Origin of the sequence: Mycolicibacterium sphagni (genome assembly GCF_002250655.1) — a bacterium.
GTDB lineage: Bacteria > Actinomycetota > Actinomycetes > Mycobacteriales > Mycobacteriaceae > Mycobacterium > Mycobacterium sphagni.
This window is the reverse complement of the sequence record NZ_NOZR01000002.1, coordinates 88,233-103,962: the sequence shown is the minus strand read 5'-3', so window position 1 is coordinate 103,962 and position 15,730 is coordinate 88,233. Positions and strand designations below refer to the sequence as shown.

Below are 15,730 nucleotides of genomic sequence, written 5' to 3'. Positions count from 1 at the left end.
CCAATTATCAAGTAGCACAGGCACTTCGACGTGTGTGCTTAGATGATGCGTGACCAACCGGATCCAGAGTTTGTTGGGCGTCACCTATCCCGTCGTCCAGGCGCCGATGACCTACATCGCACGGGCGCCCCTCGCGGCCGCGGTTTCCGAGGCCGGCGGTCTGGGCATTATCGAGACACTCACCCCGGAGGGTCGCGCCGATCTGCGTGCGGTGCGCGATCTTACCGACCGGCCGGTGGGCGCCAACCTGATGATCCAGGGGTGGAAGCGGGACCCGTCCATCGTCGACGTGCTGGTCGAGGCGAACGTCCGGCACGTGTTCACCTCCGCGGGCGACCCCGGGCTGTTCACTGCTCGACTACACGACGCGGGCATGACGGTGGTGCACGTCGTGGGGTCGCTCAACGGTGCCCGTAAGGCGGTCGACGCCGGCGTCGATGCCTTAGTGGTCGAAGGCGTCGAGGGGGGTGGCTTCAAATCGGCGCTCGGCGCCTCCACGATGGTGCTCCTCCCGCTGATTGCCGAGCAGGTCCACCTGCCCCTCATTGCGGCTGGTGGGATCTGCGACGCCCGATCGGCCGCCGCCGCGGTGGTGCTGGGTGCCGAGGGTGTACAGATGGGTACCCGCATGCTGGCCAGCCGCGAAGCTGCCGTGCACGCCAACTTCAAGGACGCCATCGTGGCCGCCGATGATGCCGGAACGATCCTGCTGAATCTGCCCGGGAATCCCACCATGCGGGTGTTGCACGTCGGCTTGGCCCGTCGGGTGTCCACCGAGGGTGCCGCAGTTCCACTGATCGACGGTGTGACCCGCCTCTACTTCGACGGGGACATGGACGCGAGCGTGGCCAATACCGGCCAGGTCTCGTCCCGCATCGTCGAGGTCCTCCCGGTGGCTGACGTCATTCGCAGCACATGGGTGGGTGCGCAGAGCGCGCTGAGTGCGGCCACAAGTCGATTCTGAGTCACCCCGGCCGGGTCCTTGGAGGTGGCTTCTCGCGCCCTACCAACACGCTGGGGACGGGCTCTGGGCAGTGCGAACACGGATAGATTTCCCCGTGTCGGCTACCACGAGGGAGGCAGATGAAGGGCGTGTCGACGGTGCGGTCGGGAGCGGAAATCTTCGCAGCCGGTAGGGCATTGGCCGTGCCGGCGCTCTTGAGCGCGTCATCTGCGGTCGCCGACCCCAACACCACCAGCGGGCGGCGCTGAGTCAGCCGGCGACGACCTGACCACCCTGAATTTTCACCGCCACGGGCTCCAGCGGCGCCACGGCCGGCCCGCGTAGCACCGAGCCGTCGACGGCGAACCGGCTGCCGTGACACGGACAGTTGATGGTGTCACCGCTGACCGACGGCAGCGCGCATCCGGCGTGGGTGCACCGGGCGACAAACGCCTCGAACACACCGGGCGTCGGCTGAGTGACGATGGTGTCGCCGACGACCGTGCCCGACCCCACCGGGATGTCGGTGGTGGCAGCGAGAACCTGACCGGGCGTCGCGGTTGTCGGCGGCGCGACGAGCGTGCCGGTGTTGGTATTGCAGGCGGCGATCGGTGCGACCGCAGCTCCGATCAGCACGGTTCGGCGCGGCAAGGCGAACATCGCCCCAGGCTAACCGAGGGTTTTCCCGCGTCCGAACGGGTGGGCGAACAGGTACCGTGGAAAAGCCATGACCGGAATCGACCACACGCCCGCGATGCGGGTGTCCGATGCCGACCGCAACGGGACGCTGCGGCGGCTACACAACGCTGTCGCGCTGGGTCTGATCGACATCGGCGAGTTCGAGGAGCGCTCGGCGCAGGTATCGGCGGCGCGGATGCAGACCGATCTCGAGATCCTGGTCGGCGACCTGCCCGGACCGGGCGCCATCGTCACTTCCGCTGCCGATCGGGTCGAGCTGCGCGGCTGGATGGGCTCCCTGAAACGGCACGGGGAGTGGACCGTGCCGACACGGCTGGCGTTGGTGCGCCGGATGGGCTCCGTCGAGCTCGACCTCACCAACGCCCGGTTCGCCGGCCCGGTCGTCGTCATCGAGCTCGACATGGTGCGCGGCTCGGTGGACTTGCGGCTGCCCGAGGGGGCCAGCGCCTCCATCGACGACGTCACCGTCTATGCCGGTAGCGCCCGCGACCGCCGCAAGGACGCACCCGCCGAAGGCACCCCGCATGTGGTGCTCACCGGCCGGGTGGTCATGGGGTCGGTCAACGTCCGCGGTCCCAAGCATCCGCTGCTGCGGCGCCATTAGGCTGGTCACATGCCCGTACGCAGTGCACTCCGGCCCGGAGAGGTTTCACCGACCCTGCCCGTCCCCAAGACCATCGAACGTCCCGAATATGTGGGTAAGTCGACGGTGGCCGAAGGCAGCGAGCCTTGGGTCCAGACGCCCGAGGTCATCGAGAACATGCGCATCGCCGGGCGGATCGCTGCCGGCGCGCTGGCCGAAGCCGGTAAGGCCGTCGCGCCGGGGGTGACCACCGACGAGCTGGACCGCATCGCCCACGAGTACATGATCGATCACGGTGCCTATCCGTCGACGCTGCACTACAAGGGTTTTCCGAAGTCCTGCTGTACCTCGCTCAACGAGATCATCTGCCACGGCATCCCGGACTCGACCGTCGTGGAGGACGGCGACATCGTCAATATCGACGTGACCGCGTTCATCCGCGGTGTGCACGGTGACACCAACGCCACCTTCCTGGCCGGCGACGTCAGTGAGGAACACCGCCTGCTGGTGGAACGCACCCATGAGGCGACGATGCGGGCGATCAAGGCCGTCAAACCCGGCCGAGCCCTGTCAGTGGTCGGACGAGTCATCGAGGCGTACGCAAATCGCTTCGGCTACAACGTAGTTCGGGACTTCACCGGCCACGGCATCGGCACCACGTTCCACAATGGACTGGTGGTGCTGCACTACGACCAGCCCGAGGTGGAGACCCTGCTGGAGCCGGGAATGACGTTCACCATCGAACCGATGATCAACCTCGGCGCGCTGGACTACGAGATCTGGGGCGACGGCTGGACCGTGGCCACCAAGGACCGCAAGTGGACTGCCCAGTTCGAGCACACCCTGGTCGTGACCGAGGATGGCGCGGAAATTCTGACCCTGGCCCCGTGACCGGCGGCGCTCTGCTGATCGCGGGCACCACATCGGATGCCGGCAAGTCGATGGTGGTCGCCGGCCTCTGTCGACTACTGGCGCGCAAGGGAATTCGCGTCGCACCGTTCAAAGCTCAAAACATGAGCAACAACTCGGTGGTCACCGTCGACGGCGGCGAGATCGGCCGGGCTCAGGGCATGCAGGCGCGCGCAGCGGGCCTGCAACCCAGCACCCGGTTCAACCCGGTGCTGCTCAAACCCGGCAGTGACCGGACCTCACAGCTGATCGTCAAGGGCCACCCGGTCGGCACCGTCGGCGCGGCCGACTACATCGAACACCGTGATCGGCTGGCCGGGGTGGTCGCCGACGAATTGGACTCGCTGCGAGCCGAATTCGACGTCGTGGTGTGCGAGGGTGCCGGATCGCCCGCCGAGATCAACCTGCGGGCAACCGATCTGGCCAACATGGGACTGGCGCGCTCGGCGAATCTGCCTGTCGTGATCGTTGGCGACATCGACCGTGGCGGGCTGCTGGCCCACCTGTTCGGCACCGTAGCCGTGCTGTCACCGGAGGACCAGGCGCTGATCGCCGGCTTCATCGTCAACAAGTTCCGCGGCGATCCCGCGTTGCTCGCGCCCGGTCTGGACCAGCTGGCGCAGCTCACCGGCCGGCCCACCTACGGGATCGTGCCCCACTGCGACGAGCTGTGGCTGGACACCGAGGATTCGGTGTCGGTGGTGGCCGGCCAGGTGATCGGGGTGCCGGCGCCTCCGCGCGGTGAGCAGTGGCTGCGCGTGGCGGCGATCCGGTTGCCGCGTATCTCGAACTCCACCGACCTCGAAGCGCTGGCCTGTGAGCCTGGGGTGCAGGTCCGGTGGGCAGCCGAACCCACCGAAGTGGCCGACGCCGACGTCGTCGTGATCCCGGGCAGCAAGGCCACCGTCGCCGACTTGGGCTGGCTGCGGGAGCGCGGACTGGCTGACGCGATCGCCGCCCATGCCCGCGCCGGGCGTCCGGTGCTGGGGATCTGCGGCGGCTTCCAGATGCTGTGCCGGCGCATCGGCGACACCGTCGAAACCCGTTCGGGCGATGTCGACGGGCTGGGATTGTTCGACGCCGACATCGACTTCGCACCCGACAAGGTGCTGCGACGGTGGCCGAGTCCGTTGAGCGGCTACGAAATCCACCACGGCCGCGTGACGCGCTGCGCGGAGGACGAATGGTTCGAGGCCGACGGCATCGTGCAGGGGTACGTCCGGGGTGCGGTGTTCGGCACCCATTGGCACGGCCTGCTCGACAACGACGAATTCCGTCGCGACTGGCTCGCCGCGGCGGCCGTGGCGGCCGGCCGGTCCGGATTCCAGGTCGCCGGCGATGTCAGCGTGCCCGCCCGCCGAGACGCCCAGCTCGACGTGATGGCCGATCTGCTGGTCGCCCACCTCGACATCGACGCGCTGTTGTCGCTGCTAGACGGTGGTGTGCCGGTGCGCCCGACGATCAGCACGCGGCTTGATCGGTAGCCTGAGAACTATGTCGGGTCGCATGGCGGTGGTCACGACGGCGGCGGCTGCCGCCGTGCTGGTCGCCGGTTGCGGATCGACAGTCATCGGCACCGCGACGTGGCCGGGCGCAACACTGGAGAAGGCCACGCTGACTCCCGCTGACTTCCCGCCGGGCGTTCAGTACGACCGCATCGTCGAGCACCCCGGCCAGCCCGACAACACCGGCAGTCCGCCATCGATGCTGTCGCGCCCCGAAGGCTGCGCCAACGCCATGACCAACGTGATTGCCGATTCGGCTGAGCGCGGGCCCGGTAGCGCCTCGAAATACGCGGCCACCTACAACGGTGCGCGCATCGTCATGACCGTGTTGTCGTGGCCGTTGGACATGGACAAGCTCGAGGCCGCGGCCGGGCGGTGTGCGAAATTCGAAGCGTTCTTCGACTCGAAGAGCAAGGGCATTCCCATCACCACCACCGAGCTACCTCCTTTGGGGGACGACGTCCTGGCGTATCAGCAAACGATGCAGCTGATGGGTTCGCCCAGTAGTGTTTACATGGCATTCCAAAACGTGGGCAGGCACGGAATGTTCGGAATCGCTTTTCCCATGCCCGATCCCAGCATTGACGCCAAAGCGTCACTGCCGCAGACGTTCCTGGACGTCTTTGCCAAGCAGGCCGCCAAGATTCGTCAAGCCACCTGAGTAGGAGTTGAGGAACCCTGCCGAAATTGCCCGCCGAAAGCCACTTTCCCAGTAACGTGGCGAAATGCTGTCGACAATGGTGACTGTCGATGGGTTCCCCGTGCCGGTCAGCGTGACCGGCCCGGAAAAGGGGCCCTTCGTCGTGGTGCTGGGTGCGGCCCAGCATGCGCCGGCCGCCTACGACGGGGTCTGTCAGCGTTTGCACACAGCGTCCGTGCGAACGGTCGTGATCGGTGCCGACCCACGGCTGCATCCCAAGGCCGTGGTGGGCATCCTCGATGCACTCGATGTCCGCTGGGGCGTCTTGGTGGGTGACCGCGCCGGCGCTGAACTCGCCTGGGAGCTTGCTGCCACCCGCCTCGACCGGTTCACCGGTCTCGTCGTCGTTGATCGTGGCCATCCTCGGGTGCCCGACCAGAACGGCATGATCCGCGACGAGGACTGCCCGCCAGTGGAGATCAACACAACCGCGTTGGTCAGCACACCGGCCGCGCGGGCATTGGCCAGGGCCAGCCAGCGCTACGTCTACAGCGATTACCGTCTGGTGGAGTTCACCGGTCGGCGCAATGCCGCGGAGTCCACCGCGCAGCTGGCCGCCGAGATCGTGTTGCGCACCAGCACCTGGTGAGCTCAGCGCGGCGGTTCCTCAGGGGTCCAAGCCTGCGGTAGCCCGGGCTGCCCGGGAAACAGGAAATCGACGAAAGCCTGTGCGGTTGGCTGAGGCTCGTGATTGGCCAGGCCGGGTCGCTCGTTGGCTTCGATGAACACGTACTCGTCGCGAGTCACATCGGGCACCAGAAGGTCGATGCCGGTGACCGGGATGCCGATGGCGTCGGCGGCAGTCACGCCGACCCGGCACAGCGCGGGATGCACCTTGGCCGTCACGTCGTGAATGGTGCCGCCCTGGTGCAGATTCGCGGTCCGGCGAACCCGCAGCCGTTCCCCTTCGGGCAGTACGTCGTCGAAGGCCCAGCCGGACTCGGCGACGGTTGAGACGGTGACACCGTCGACGGGAATGTGCGACTCGCCCCCAGTGGCCGCGGCGCGGCGGCGGCTCTGGGTCTCGATCAGCTCCCGGATGGTGTGCTTGCCGGTGCCCACCACCTCGGCCGGCTTGCGCAGCGCCGCGGCGACCACCTTGCCGTCGATGACCACCAGGCGAAGATCGTCGCCGGGAGCACGCTGCTCGATCAGCACCTCAGGGTGCTGTTCTCTGGCCCGGGCCAGCGCGGAATCCAGTGCGTCGGGTCCGTCGACCCCGACGGTGATGCCCTTGCCTTGCTCGCCGCGGGTCGGTTTGACGACGACATCGCCGACCTCGGCCAGGAACGTATGGTCGTCGGCGTCGAAGGTGGCCAGCCGGCCCCTGGGCACCGTGATGCCGGCCTCGGAGACGATGCGGCGGGTGAGCCGCTTGTCGTCGCAGCGGCTCATCGCCACCGCAGAGGTGTATTCGCTCAACGACTCCCGGGTCACCACGCTGCGTCCGCCGTGTGACAACCGCATCTCACCGGTCTCGGCGTCGAGCACCTCGATGCGGATTCCCCGGCGCATGGCCTCGTCGGCAATGATGCGCGCGTAGGGGTTCAGATCGTCAACGGTCTCCGACGCCGGCGTGAACAGCGGTTCGTTGATCGCGTTCTTGCGTTTGACGGCCAGCACCGGCACGCGCTCGAAGCCGAGCTTCTCGTACAGCCCGATCGCTGCTTTGTTGTCGTAAGCCACCGACAGGTCCAAGTAGGCCCGGTCCCGGCCGCGGAAGATCGCGGCCAGCGTGCGCGTCAGCGAGGCGCCGATGCCGGGCAGGCTGGTCGTCGGGTCGACGGCCAGCGTCCACAGGCTGGAGCCGTCCTCGGGATCGTTGAAGAGGCGCTTGTGATCCACCCCGGTGACCGTGCCGACGATCGAACCGTCGTCGTCGCGCACCGCGACCAGGTATTCGACCGCGTCGCAGTGCAGGTGGTTGTTCCAGATCACGTCAGTCGGCGCGGCCACCATGCCGCAGCGCAGGTACACCCGGTTCATCTCGTCGGCTTCGGCTTTGTCGCGCAACGGCCGCACCGAGAACCCGATCGGGTCGGGGTCGGCCGCGTCGTCGGGGTGCAGCCGCCACCGGTAGGTGTGGCTGGGGTCGATGAACAGCTCGGCCGGCGACTTGGCCACCAGCACATGCGATTCGCGGGCGTAGATACAGATGTCCCTGCGGCCCTGCGCCTCCTGTTGCAGCACCGCGGCCAGCTTGCCTGGGTCTTCGAAGGTCTGCCCGAAAAGTAAACGGCCCCAACCAAGTTCGAGCACCACGTCGTCTCTCATCTCGATGACCAGGTGCTGCGGCGAAGCCCCGTGCAGGCCCATCGTGATCGCCTCGGTGTGGCCGCTACTCATGCGGCCGGCCCGGTGATGCCGTGCTGCTGCAGCCACAGCTCGAGAAGTCCGATCTGCCACAGTTCATTTCCGCGCAGCGGGGTCAGTCGTCCGTTGGGATCGGCCAGCAGCCGTTCGACGGCGTCGGGCCGGAACAGGCCGCGTTCCTTGGCCTGAGGCGCGTACAGCGCGTCGCGGACCATGTCCAGATACGGCCCCTCTAGGTGGGTGAGCGCGGGCACCGGGAAGTACCCCTTCGGCCGGTCGATCACCTCGGACGGAATCACTTGCCGGGCAGCCTCTTTCAATACACCCTTGCCGCCGTGGGCGGTCTTCAGATCCGGCGGGCAGGTCGCCGCCAGTTCGACCAGCTCGTGGTCGAGGAACGGCACCCGGCCTTCCAGCCCCCACGCCATCGTCATGTTGTCCACGCGTTTGACCGGGTCATCCACCAGCATCACCATGGTGTCCAGTCGCAGTGCGCGGTCAACGCCGGTCTGCGCGCCGGGCCGGGCGAAATGGTCGGCGACGAATGCCAGGCTCGGGTCGACGCCGTTGACCCGGTCGGGGGAGAGCAGGGCGGCGACGCCGTCGTGGTCGCGGTCGAAGAACGCTCCGCGGTAACGGCCGACGGAGCCCTCGACGGAGGCCGCGTCGGGCTCGCTCATCGGGGGATACCAGTGGTAGCCCGCGAACACCTCGTCGGCGCCCTGACCGGACTGAACGACCTTGACATGCTTGGCGACTTCCTGGCTGAGCAGATAGAACGCCACACAGTCGTGGGAGACCATCGGCTCGCTCATGGCGCCGATCGCGCCCTCGAGGGCGGGCAGCATCCGGGCGGTGTCGATGCGGATCTGATGATGGTCGGTGTCGAACCGCTTGGCCACGATGTCGGAGTAGGCGAACTCGTCGCCCTTGACGCCGCCGACGGATTCGAAGCCGATGGAGAACGTCGAGAGTCCGGTCTGACCCGCTTCGGCAAGCAGGCCGACGATCAAGCTGGAGTCGACTCCGCCGGAGAGCAGGCAACCAACGGGCACGTCGGCGACCAGGCGGCGCTTCACCGCGCTGCGCAGTGAATCGAGAACCGCGTCCTGCCAATCCCGTTCGCTCCAGTGGGAGCGCTCCTCGCTACGGGTGAAATCGGGTTCCCAGTAAGTGATCTCGCGGCGCGTGCCGTTGGGTTCGATCGCCATCAGGGTGCCGGGGGAGAGCTTGCGCACCCCGCTCAGGATGGTGCGGGGTGCGGGCACCACCGAGTGGAACGTGAGGTAGTGGTGCAGCGCGATCGGGTCGATGCGGGTGTCCACGCCGCCGCCGGCCAGCAGTGCGGGCAGCGACGACGCGAATCGGATGCGGTGCGAATCTTCAGTGATATAAAGCGGTTTGATGCCGAGGCGGTCGCGCCCGAGCAGCACCCGGCCGCTGTCGCGTTCGGCGATGGCGAACGCGAACATCCCGTACAGCCGCTCGACGAACCGATCGCCCCAGTGGTGGTAGGCCTTGAGCAACACCTCGGTGTCACTGTGCGAGAAGAACCGGTAGCCGTGCCCGACAAGCTCGTCGCGCAGCGCCTCGTAATTGTAGATACAGCCGTTCCAGCAGATCGTCAGCCCGAGGTCGGCGTCCACCATCGGCTGGGCCCCGGCCTCGGAGAGGTCGATGATTTTCAGCCGTCGATGGCCGAGCGCCACCCGGCCCGCAGACCACACCCCGGCCGCGTCGGGCCCGCGGCGTTCCATCGTCTCCGCCATGGCAGCCACGGCTGCCACATCGGGGACCTGACTGTCGAGGCGGACTTCGCCCGCCGCTCCACACATCGTCTCCCGACCTATCCCGTCTGCTCGCTGACTTGGCGTTTCCGTTTACCCGCGGCTGAGGAGTCCTAACCCCGGCCGAGACACCGCTCACACAAACCGCGCCCCTCGGCCAGGGGCACGAGGGGCGCGGGGCCCGCCTCACGGAGGGCCTGGGGTGTGGTCTCCTTCAGCGAATCAGGAAACCCCCTCCAGCTGTTCGCCCGACGCGTCGACCTGCTTGATCGGGCCGGTGAACCACTTCTTCACCGATACGTGCCAGTAGATGTAGAGCAGGATCAGCACACCGCCCACAAGCAGGGGGGTGTAGTTGACGTACTTCCACTCGAAGCTGTCGTCCCACGGCGTGCCACTGATCGACGTCGGGAACATCGCGATGATCGAGGTGACGATGATCTCGATCAGCGCCACCGGTGCCATCCACTTGTGGTGACCACGCAGGTTCCATTTGCCAAGCGGGAACGAGTCGCCGGCCTTCCAGCGGTAGTAGATCGGCACCGCGAAGCACAGGTACAGACCGACCACACCGATCGACACGACGGCGAAGAACGCGACCGGCACCGGTGCACCGTTGATATCCACCTGGACCAGCGCGGGCAGCGTGATGATTGCCGCGATCACCGCGGTGACGATCACCGCGTTGGCCGGCACCTTCTTGGCGCTGAGCTTCGCCCACAACTGGTGGCCGGGCACCGCCCGGTCGCGGCTGAACGCGAACAGCATGCGCGAGGAGCTGGTCTGGCAGGCGGTCGTACAGAACAACTGGCCTGCCGTCGAGATCAGCAGGACGATGCCGGCCCACTTGGAGTCCATGGCCTGAGTGAAGATCGTGGCGACCGCGCCACCACTCTTGGTTACGCCGTCGACGTCCTGCACGGCGAACAGGAAGGTCAGCAGCAGGATCCAGCCGCCGATGGCCGAGTAGAAGATCGACCGCCAGATGCCCTTGGCGGCACCGTCGGCCGCGCTCTTGGTCTCCTCGGACAGATGCGCCGATGCGTCATATCCGGTGATCGTGTACTGGGTCAGAATGGCCGACATCGGCAGCACGAACAGCAGGAAGGTGATCCCGGAGGTGGAGCCGCCGAAGAAGCCGGTGTTGTTGACCGTGGTGGCGAAGACCGTGGAGAAGCTGGCGTGCTGTTCGGGTAGCGCCCACAGGATGACGATGACCGCGGCCGCACCGATGACATGCCACCAGACCGAGATGTTGTTGATGACGGCCAGCAGGTGGCTGGAGAAGATGTTGATGACCGCGACGATCACCAGGATGCCAAGGAAGATCCAGAACGTCCGGGTCAGGCTGTAACCGGCCAGCCAGCTCTGACTGAAGGTGCCCAGCGTGAGGTCCAGGAAGGTCGCGCTGCCGTAGGCGACCGAGGCAAGGATGGCGATCAGACCGATCAGGTTCAGCCAGCCGGTGTAGTAGCCGGCCTTCGGGCCGCCGAGTTTGGCTGCCCACCAATAGATTCCGCCCGAGGTCGGGAACGCCGACACCAGCTCTGACATACAGAGCCCGATGATCAGGATGAAGACCGAGATGATCGGCCAGCCCCAGGCGATGGCCGCCGGCCCGCCGTTGTTCCAGCCCAGACCGAACGAGGTGAAGCAGCCGGCCAGGATCGAGATGATCGAAAACGAGATGGCGAAGTTGCTGAACCCGGACCAGGACCGGTGCAACTCTTGGGTGTAACCGAGGCTGGCGAGTTGCTTTTCGTCCTCGTCGAGCAGTTCGTGACCCTCTGGCACGGCGCTTCTCCTTCTGATCCGTTCTGGGCATCGATGACGGAAAGGCGCCCGCCGGCGCTCCCTGAGTAGGGACAATAGAGCGCTATTGGTCTGGTGTCCTACCTTTGGAGTGACGTTTATGTAAATCTGGAGGACGACGTTGCCGTCGTGGTGACATCCAATGGTTGACTTTCCGTCGAATCATTCTCATCGAGAGGGGCACGCGTGACGCCTGATGGTGTTGGCCGCCGCCGGCCTGGTCTGTTGTCGCAGGCCGAGCTGGAGAACATGGTGGCCGCCGGTGAGATCGACACGGTGATCGTGGCCTTTACCGACATGCAGGGCCGGCTGACCGGCAAGCGGGTGGCCGCGCGGCTGTTCGTCGAGGAGGTCGCCGCGCACGGCTCGGAATGCTGCAACTACCTGCTGGCCGTCGACGTCGACATGAACACCGTCGACGGGTATGCGATGTCGAGCTGGGAGTCCGGCTACGGCGACATGGTGATGACGCCCGACTTCTCCACTCTGCGCGTGCTGCCGTGGCTGCCGGGCACCGCCCTGGTGATGGCTGACCTGTCGTGGGTCGACGGCGGACCGGTCAACCCCGCGCCGCGCGGCATCCTGCGCGCCCAGCTGGATCGGCTGGCCCAGCGTGGGCTGGAGGCGTTCATCGGCACGGAGCTGGAATTCATGGTGTTCGACAACACCTACCGCGACGCCTGGGCGGCTGGCTACCGGGGGTTGTCCAAGGCCACCGACTACAACGTCGACTACGCGATCCACGCCTCCACCCGGATGGAGCCGCTGCTGCGTGACATTCGGCTGGGGATGGATGGCGCCGGCATGTATTGCGAAGGCGTCAAGGGGGAGTGCAACCTCGGCCAGCAGGAGATCGCGTTCCGCTACGACAGAGCGCTGGTCACCTGCGACAACCACACCATCTACAAGAACGGCGCCAAGGAGATCGCCGACCAGCACGGCAAGAGCCTGACGTTCATGGCGAAATACGATGAGCGTGAAGGCAACAGCTGTCATATTCACATCTCGCTTCGCGGCGAGGATGGCTCGGCGGTGTTCGCCGATGCCGACGAACCGCTGGGGATGTCGCCGATGTTTCGCAGCTTCATCGCCGGTCAGCTGGCGACCTTGCGCGAGTTGACCCTGTTCTATGCACCGAACATCAACTCCTACAAGCGATTTGTGGAAGGTAGTTTCGCGCCGACGGCGATCGCCTGGGGCCTGGACAACCGGACCTGCGCGCTGCGGGTGGTGGGCCAGGGCGATTCCATGCGAATGGAGTGCCGGGCGCCCGGCGGTGACGTCAACCAGTACCTGGCGGTGGCCGCGCTGGTGGCCGGCGGCCTTTACGGGATCGACAACGGGCTCGAACTGTCTGATGCCTGCGCCGGAAACGCCTACACCAGCGGGGCGCAGCGGCTGCCGACCACATTGGCCGAGGCGGCCGCGCTGTTCGAAGCGTCCACGGTGGCCCGTGAGGCGTTCGGGGACGAGGTTGTCGAGCACTACCTGAACAACGCCCGGATCGAGCTGGCCGCATTCAATTCCGCCGTCACCGACTGGGAAAGGGTGCGCGGCTTTGAGCGGCTCTGAGCGGCGCCCTGTTATCGGGCTCACCACTTATCTTCAGCAAGCCAAGAGCGGTATCTGGGACGTGCACGCGGCGTTCCTCTCGGACCGTTACATCCACGGCGTGAACTCCTCCGGCGGCATCGCCACGCTGCTGCCGCCCCAGCCGGTGGACGACGACATCGCGGGGCGGATCCTGGATGGGATCGACGGGTTGGTCCTTACCGGTGGCCGCGACGTCGACCCGGCCGCCTACGGACACGAGCCGCATCCCACGACCGACGACCCGGATACCCAGCGCGACAGCTGGGAGTTCGCACTGGTCGCCGCGGCGCTGCGCAGGCGCCTCCCGGTGCTTGGAATCTGCCGCGGTGCACAGGTTCTCAACGTGGCGCTCGGCGGCACGCTGCATCAGCACCTTCCTGACATCGTCGGTCACACCCACCATCAGCAGGGCAACGCGGTGTTCGGCACGTCGTCGATCAGCACCGTGGCCGGCAGTCGGTTGGCCGGGCTGCTCGGCGAGAGCGCGAGCGCACAGTGCTACCACCACCAGGGCATCGACAGGCTCGGTGACGGTCTGACGATCAGCGGGCTGGACGAGGACGGTGTGATCGGTGCCGTCGAAATCCCGGGCGAAGACTTCGTTCTGGCGGTGCAGTGGCATCCCGAGGAGACCTTGGACGACCTCCGGTTGTTCGCAGGTCTGGTCGAGGCGGCACGGACCTATACACACGAAAGGCTCCCTGGGGGCGGGAGCGAAGCGACACGAGGGAGAGCGCGAGCGTGAGTACGACAGAACTGGTCAACCCGGCCACCGAAGAGGCGCTGCGCACGGTCGAGCTGACCGACGTCGACGGTGTCGACGATGCGATTGCCCGGGCCAAGGTCGCGCAAAAGGGTTGGGCGGCAGCGCCTCCTGCCGAGCGCGCCGCCACACTGCGGGCCTTCGCCGCGGCGGTCGACGCCCATGTCGGGGAGCTGGCCGCCCTCGAAGTCGCCAACTCCGGGCACCCGATCGGAGCGGCCGAGTGGGAAGCAGGCCATGTGCGCGACGTGCTGCAGTTCTATTCGGCGACCCCGGAGCGCTTGTCGGGCAAGCAGATTCCGGTGGCTGGTGGTTTGGATGTCACCTTCAACGAGCCAATGGGTGTGATCGGGGTGATCACACCCTGGAACTTCCCGATGCCGATCGCGGCTTGGGGGTTTGCGCCCGCGCTGGCCGCCGGTAATGCCGTCGTACTCAAACCGGCCGAGTGGACGCCGCTGACCTCGATGCGCCTCGGCGAGCTGGCGCTGGAAGCCGGCCTCCCCGAGGGCCTGTTCCAGGTGTTGCCCGGCAGGGGTTCGGTGGTCGGTGAGCGGTTCATCAGCCACCCCGATGTGCGCAAGATCGTGTTCACCGGTTCCACCGAGGTCGGCATCAAGGTCATGGCCGGCGCTGCCAACCAGGTCAAGCGGGTGACGCTGGAGCTCGGGGGCAAGAGCGCCAATATCGTCTTCGCCGACTGCGATCTGGAGAAAGCCGCGGCCACCGCGCCCTACGGCGTCTTCGACAACGCCGGGCAGGACTGCTGCGCTCGCAGTCGGATCCTGGTGCAGCGCAGTGTGTTCGACAAATTCATGGAGCTGCTCGAGCCGGCAGTCAAGGGCCTCGTGGTCGGCAACCCCGCCGCCCGCGAGACCGAGATGGGTCCGCTGGTGTCACGCAAGCACTTCGAATCGGTGGCCGCCTACGTGCCCGACGACGCGGCTGTCGCCTTTCGCGGATCCGCGCCTGGCGGGCCCGGATTCTGGTTCCCGCCAACGGTGCTCACCCCGGACCGCACCGACCGGACCGTCACCGAGGAGATCTTCGGCCCCGTGGTCACCGTCCTGCCGTTCGAAGACGAGGCTGATGCGATCGCCCTGGCCAACGACACCGAATACGGTCTGTCCGGCTCGATCTGGACCGACAACCTGTCGCGGGCGATGCGTGTGTCGCGGGCCGTCGAGGCCGGCAACCTGAGCGTGAACTCCCATTCGTCGGTGCGGTACAACACGCCGTTCGGCGGATTCAAGCAATCCGGGCTGGGCCGCGAGCTCGGACCCGACGCACCCCTGCACTTCACCGAGACCAAGAATGTCTTTTTCGCAGTAGAGGAGAACTAGATGGATCTGTCCCAGCGGCTCAAGGACAAGGTCGCCGTCGTCACCGGTGGCGCGAGCGGTATCGGGCTGGCTGCTGTCAAGCGGATGCGGGCCGAAGGCGCGATCGTCGTCATCGGTGATGTCGACCCCAAGACCGGCCAGTCCGTCGCCAACGACCTCAACGTCACGTTCGTCCAGGTCGACGTCGCCGATCAGGCCGCAGTGGACAACTTGTTCGACACCGCTTTCGAGACGCATGGCGGGGTCGACATCGCGTTCAACAACGCCGGGATCAGCCCGCCCGACGACGACCTCATCGAGACCACCGGCATCGACGCCTGGGACCGCGTGCAGGACGTCAACCTCAAATCGGTCTTCTTCTGCTGTAAAGCCGCGCTGCGACACATGGTGCCCGCGCAGAAAGGGTCGATCATCAACACGGCGTCGTTCGTCGCGGTCAACGGCTCGGCGACTTCCCAGATCTCCTACACCGCCTCCAAGGGCGGCGTGCTGGCCATGTCACGCGAGCTCGGAATCCAGTACGCGCGCCAGGGAATTCGAGTCAATGCGCTGTGCCCCGGACCGGTCAACACCCCGTTGCTGCGGGAGCTGTTCGCGAAGGATCCCGAGCGGGCCGCCCGCCGGCTGGTGCATGTGCCGATGGGCCGGTTCGCCGAGCCGGAGGAACTCGCCGCCGCGGTGGCGTTCCTGGCCAGTGACGACTCGTCGTTCATCACCGGGTCGACTTTCCTGGTCGACGGCGGTATCACCGGCCACTACGTCACTCCGCTGTAGGAGCAT

14 protein-coding genes are annotated in these 15,730 nt (G+C 66.6%); 10 read left to right on the top strand and 4 right to left on the bottom strand.

Features of this window, described 5'->3' with window-relative positions; all coding sequences use genetic code 11:
- The first annotated feature begins 49 nt into the window (after window positions 1-49).
- Window positions 50-964: an NAD(P)H-dependent flavin oxidoreductase gene (locus CG716_RS02515; protein WP_094476154.1), complete on the top strand. Its 915-nt coding sequence runs from the start codon at window positions 50-52 to the stop codon at window positions 962-964.
- Between the two features lie 249 nt (window positions 965-1,213).
- Here the strand turns inward: CG716_RS02515 and CG716_RS02510 are convergent, their stop codons facing one another.
- On the bottom strand, window positions 1,214-1,603 hold the full coding sequence (locus CG716_RS02510) for a QcrA and Rieske domain-containing protein (protein ID WP_094476152.1): 390 nt from the start codon (window positions 1,601-1,603) through the stop codon (window positions 1,214-1,216).
- 67 nt (window positions 1,604-1,670) lie between these two features.
- Between CG716_RS02510 and CG716_RS02505 the strand changes: the two genes are divergently transcribed.
- The 5 genes from CG716_RS02505 to CG716_RS02485 all read left to right on the top strand — a co-directional run bounded on the left by CG716_RS02505 (window position 1,671) and on the right by CG716_RS02485 (window position 5,928).
- Window positions 1,671-2,246: a DUF1707 SHOCT-like domain-containing protein gene (locus CG716_RS02505; RefSeq protein WP_094476150.1), complete on the top strand. Its 576-nt coding sequence runs from the start codon at window positions 1,671-1,673 to the stop codon at window positions 2,244-2,246.
- 9 nt (window positions 2,247-2,255) lie between these two features.
- Window positions 2,256-3,116, top strand: coding sequence for a type I methionyl aminopeptidase (map, locus tag CG716_RS02500; protein ID WP_094476148.1), 861 nt, complete (start codon window positions 2,256-2,258; stop codon window positions 3,114-3,116).
- On the top strand, window positions 3,113-4,618 hold the full coding sequence (locus CG716_RS02495; protein WP_094476146.1) for a cobyric acid synthase: 1,506 nt from the start codon (window positions 3,113-3,115) through the stop codon (window positions 4,616-4,618). Before map ends, CG716_RS02495 begins: the two co-directional genes overlap by 4 nt.
- Window positions 4,619-4,628: 10 nt before the next feature.
- Window positions 4,629-5,300, top strand: a complete 672-nt coding sequence (locus CG716_RS02490) for a hypothetical protein (RefSeq protein ID WP_094476144.1) — start codon at window positions 4,629-4,631, stop codon at window positions 5,298-5,300.
- Between the two features lie 64 nt (window positions 5,301-5,364).
- Complete coding sequence (locus CG716_RS02485; protein ID WP_094476142.1) at window positions 5,365-5,928, top strand: alpha/beta hydrolase; 564 nt, start codon at window positions 5,365-5,367, stop codon at window positions 5,926-5,928.
- Between the two features lie 2 nt (window positions 5,929-5,930).
- Here the strand turns inward: CG716_RS02485 and ngg are convergent, their stop codons facing one another.
- The 3 genes from ngg to CG716_RS02470 all read right to left on the bottom strand — a co-directional run bounded on the left by ngg (window position 5,931) and on the right by CG716_RS02470 (window position 11,233).
- Complete coding sequence (ngg, locus tag CG716_RS02480; RefSeq protein WP_094476588.1) at window positions 5,931-7,685, bottom strand: N-acetylglutaminylglutamine synthetase; 1,755 nt, start codon at window positions 7,683-7,685, stop codon at window positions 5,931-5,933.
- Entirely contained in the window at window positions 7,682-9,487 is a 1,806-nt protein-coding gene (locus tag CG716_RS02475) for an N-acetylglutaminylglutamine amidotransferase (RefSeq protein ID WP_094476140.1), read from the bottom strand. The genes ngg and CG716_RS02475 overlap by 4 nt, the downstream gene beginning before the upstream one ends.
- A gap of 174 nt (window positions 9,488-9,661) precedes the next feature.
- On the bottom strand, window positions 9,662-11,233 hold the full coding sequence (locus CG716_RS02470) for an amino acid permease (RefSeq protein WP_094476138.1): 1,572 nt from the start codon (window positions 11,231-11,233) through the stop codon (window positions 9,662-9,664).
- Window positions 11,234-11,500: 267 nt separating this feature from the next.
- Between CG716_RS02470 and CG716_RS02465 the strand changes: the two genes are divergently transcribed.
- From CG716_RS02465 to CG716_RS02450, 4 genes are read left to right on the top strand one after another with little or no spacing between them, the layout of a single operon-like run.
- Window positions 11,501-12,823, top strand: a complete 1,323-nt coding sequence (locus tag CG716_RS02465) for a glutamine synthetase family protein (protein ID WP_094476586.1) — start codon at window positions 11,501-11,503, stop codon at window positions 12,821-12,823.
- Window positions 12,810-13,589 carry a gamma-glutamyl-gamma-aminobutyrate hydrolase family protein gene (locus CG716_RS02460; RefSeq protein ID WP_094476136.1) on the top strand — a complete coding sequence of 260 codons (780 nt, stop codon included), beginning with the start codon at window positions 12,810-12,812 and terminating at the stop codon, window positions 13,587-13,589. Before CG716_RS02465 ends, CG716_RS02460 begins: the two co-directional genes overlap by 14 nt.
- Window positions 13,586-14,950, top strand: coding sequence for an aldehyde dehydrogenase family protein (locus CG716_RS02455; protein WP_094476134.1), 1,365 nt, complete (start codon window positions 13,586-13,588; stop codon window positions 14,948-14,950). Before CG716_RS02460 ends, CG716_RS02455 begins: the two co-directional genes overlap by 4 nt.
- The gene (locus tag CG716_RS02450) at window positions 14,951-15,724 is read left to right on the top strand and encodes a 3-oxoacyl-ACP reductase (protein ID WP_094476132.1); all 774 of its coding nucleotides are present in this window, start codon (window positions 14,951-14,953) and stop codon (window positions 15,722-15,724) included.
- Window positions 15,725-15,730 lie beyond the last annotated feature (6 nt).

Excerpts from the sequence above, each read along its gene's own strand:
- CG716_RS02505 (WP_094476150.1), top strand. The coding sequence starts at position 1,671 with ATGACCGGAATCGACCACACGCCCGCGATGCGGGTGTCCGATGCCGAC.
- CG716_RS02485 (WP_094476142.1), top strand. The coding sequence starts at position 5,365 with ATGCTGTCGACAATGGTGACTGTCGATGGGTTCCCCGTGCCGGTCAGC.
- ngg (WP_094476588.1), bottom strand. The coding sequence starts at position 7,685 with ATGAGTAGCGGCCACACCGAGGCGATCACGATGGGCCTGCACGGGGCT.
- CG716_RS02510 (WP_094476152.1), bottom strand. The coding sequence starts at position 1,603 with ATGTTCGCCTTGCCGCGCCGAACCGTGCTGATCGGAGCTGCGGTCGCA.
- CG716_RS02465 (WP_094476586.1), top strand. The coding sequence starts at position 11,501 with ATGGTGGCCGCCGGTGAGATCGACACGGTGATCGTGGCCTTTACCGAC.
- CG716_RS02475 (WP_094476140.1), bottom strand. The coding sequence starts at position 9,487 with ATGTGTGGAGCGGCGGGCGAAGTCCGCCTCGACAGTCAGGTCCCCGAT.
- CG716_RS02490 (WP_094476144.1), top strand. The coding sequence starts at position 4,629 with ATGTCGGGTCGCATGGCGGTGGTCACGACGGCGGCGGCTGCCGCCGTG.
- CG716_RS02450 (WP_094476132.1), top strand. The coding sequence starts at position 14,951 with ATGGATCTGTCCCAGCGGCTCAAGGACAAGGTCGCCGTCGTCACCGGT.
- map (WP_094476148.1), top strand. The coding sequence starts at position 2,256 with ATGCCCGTACGCAGTGCACTCCGGCCCGGAGAGGTTTCACCGACCCTG.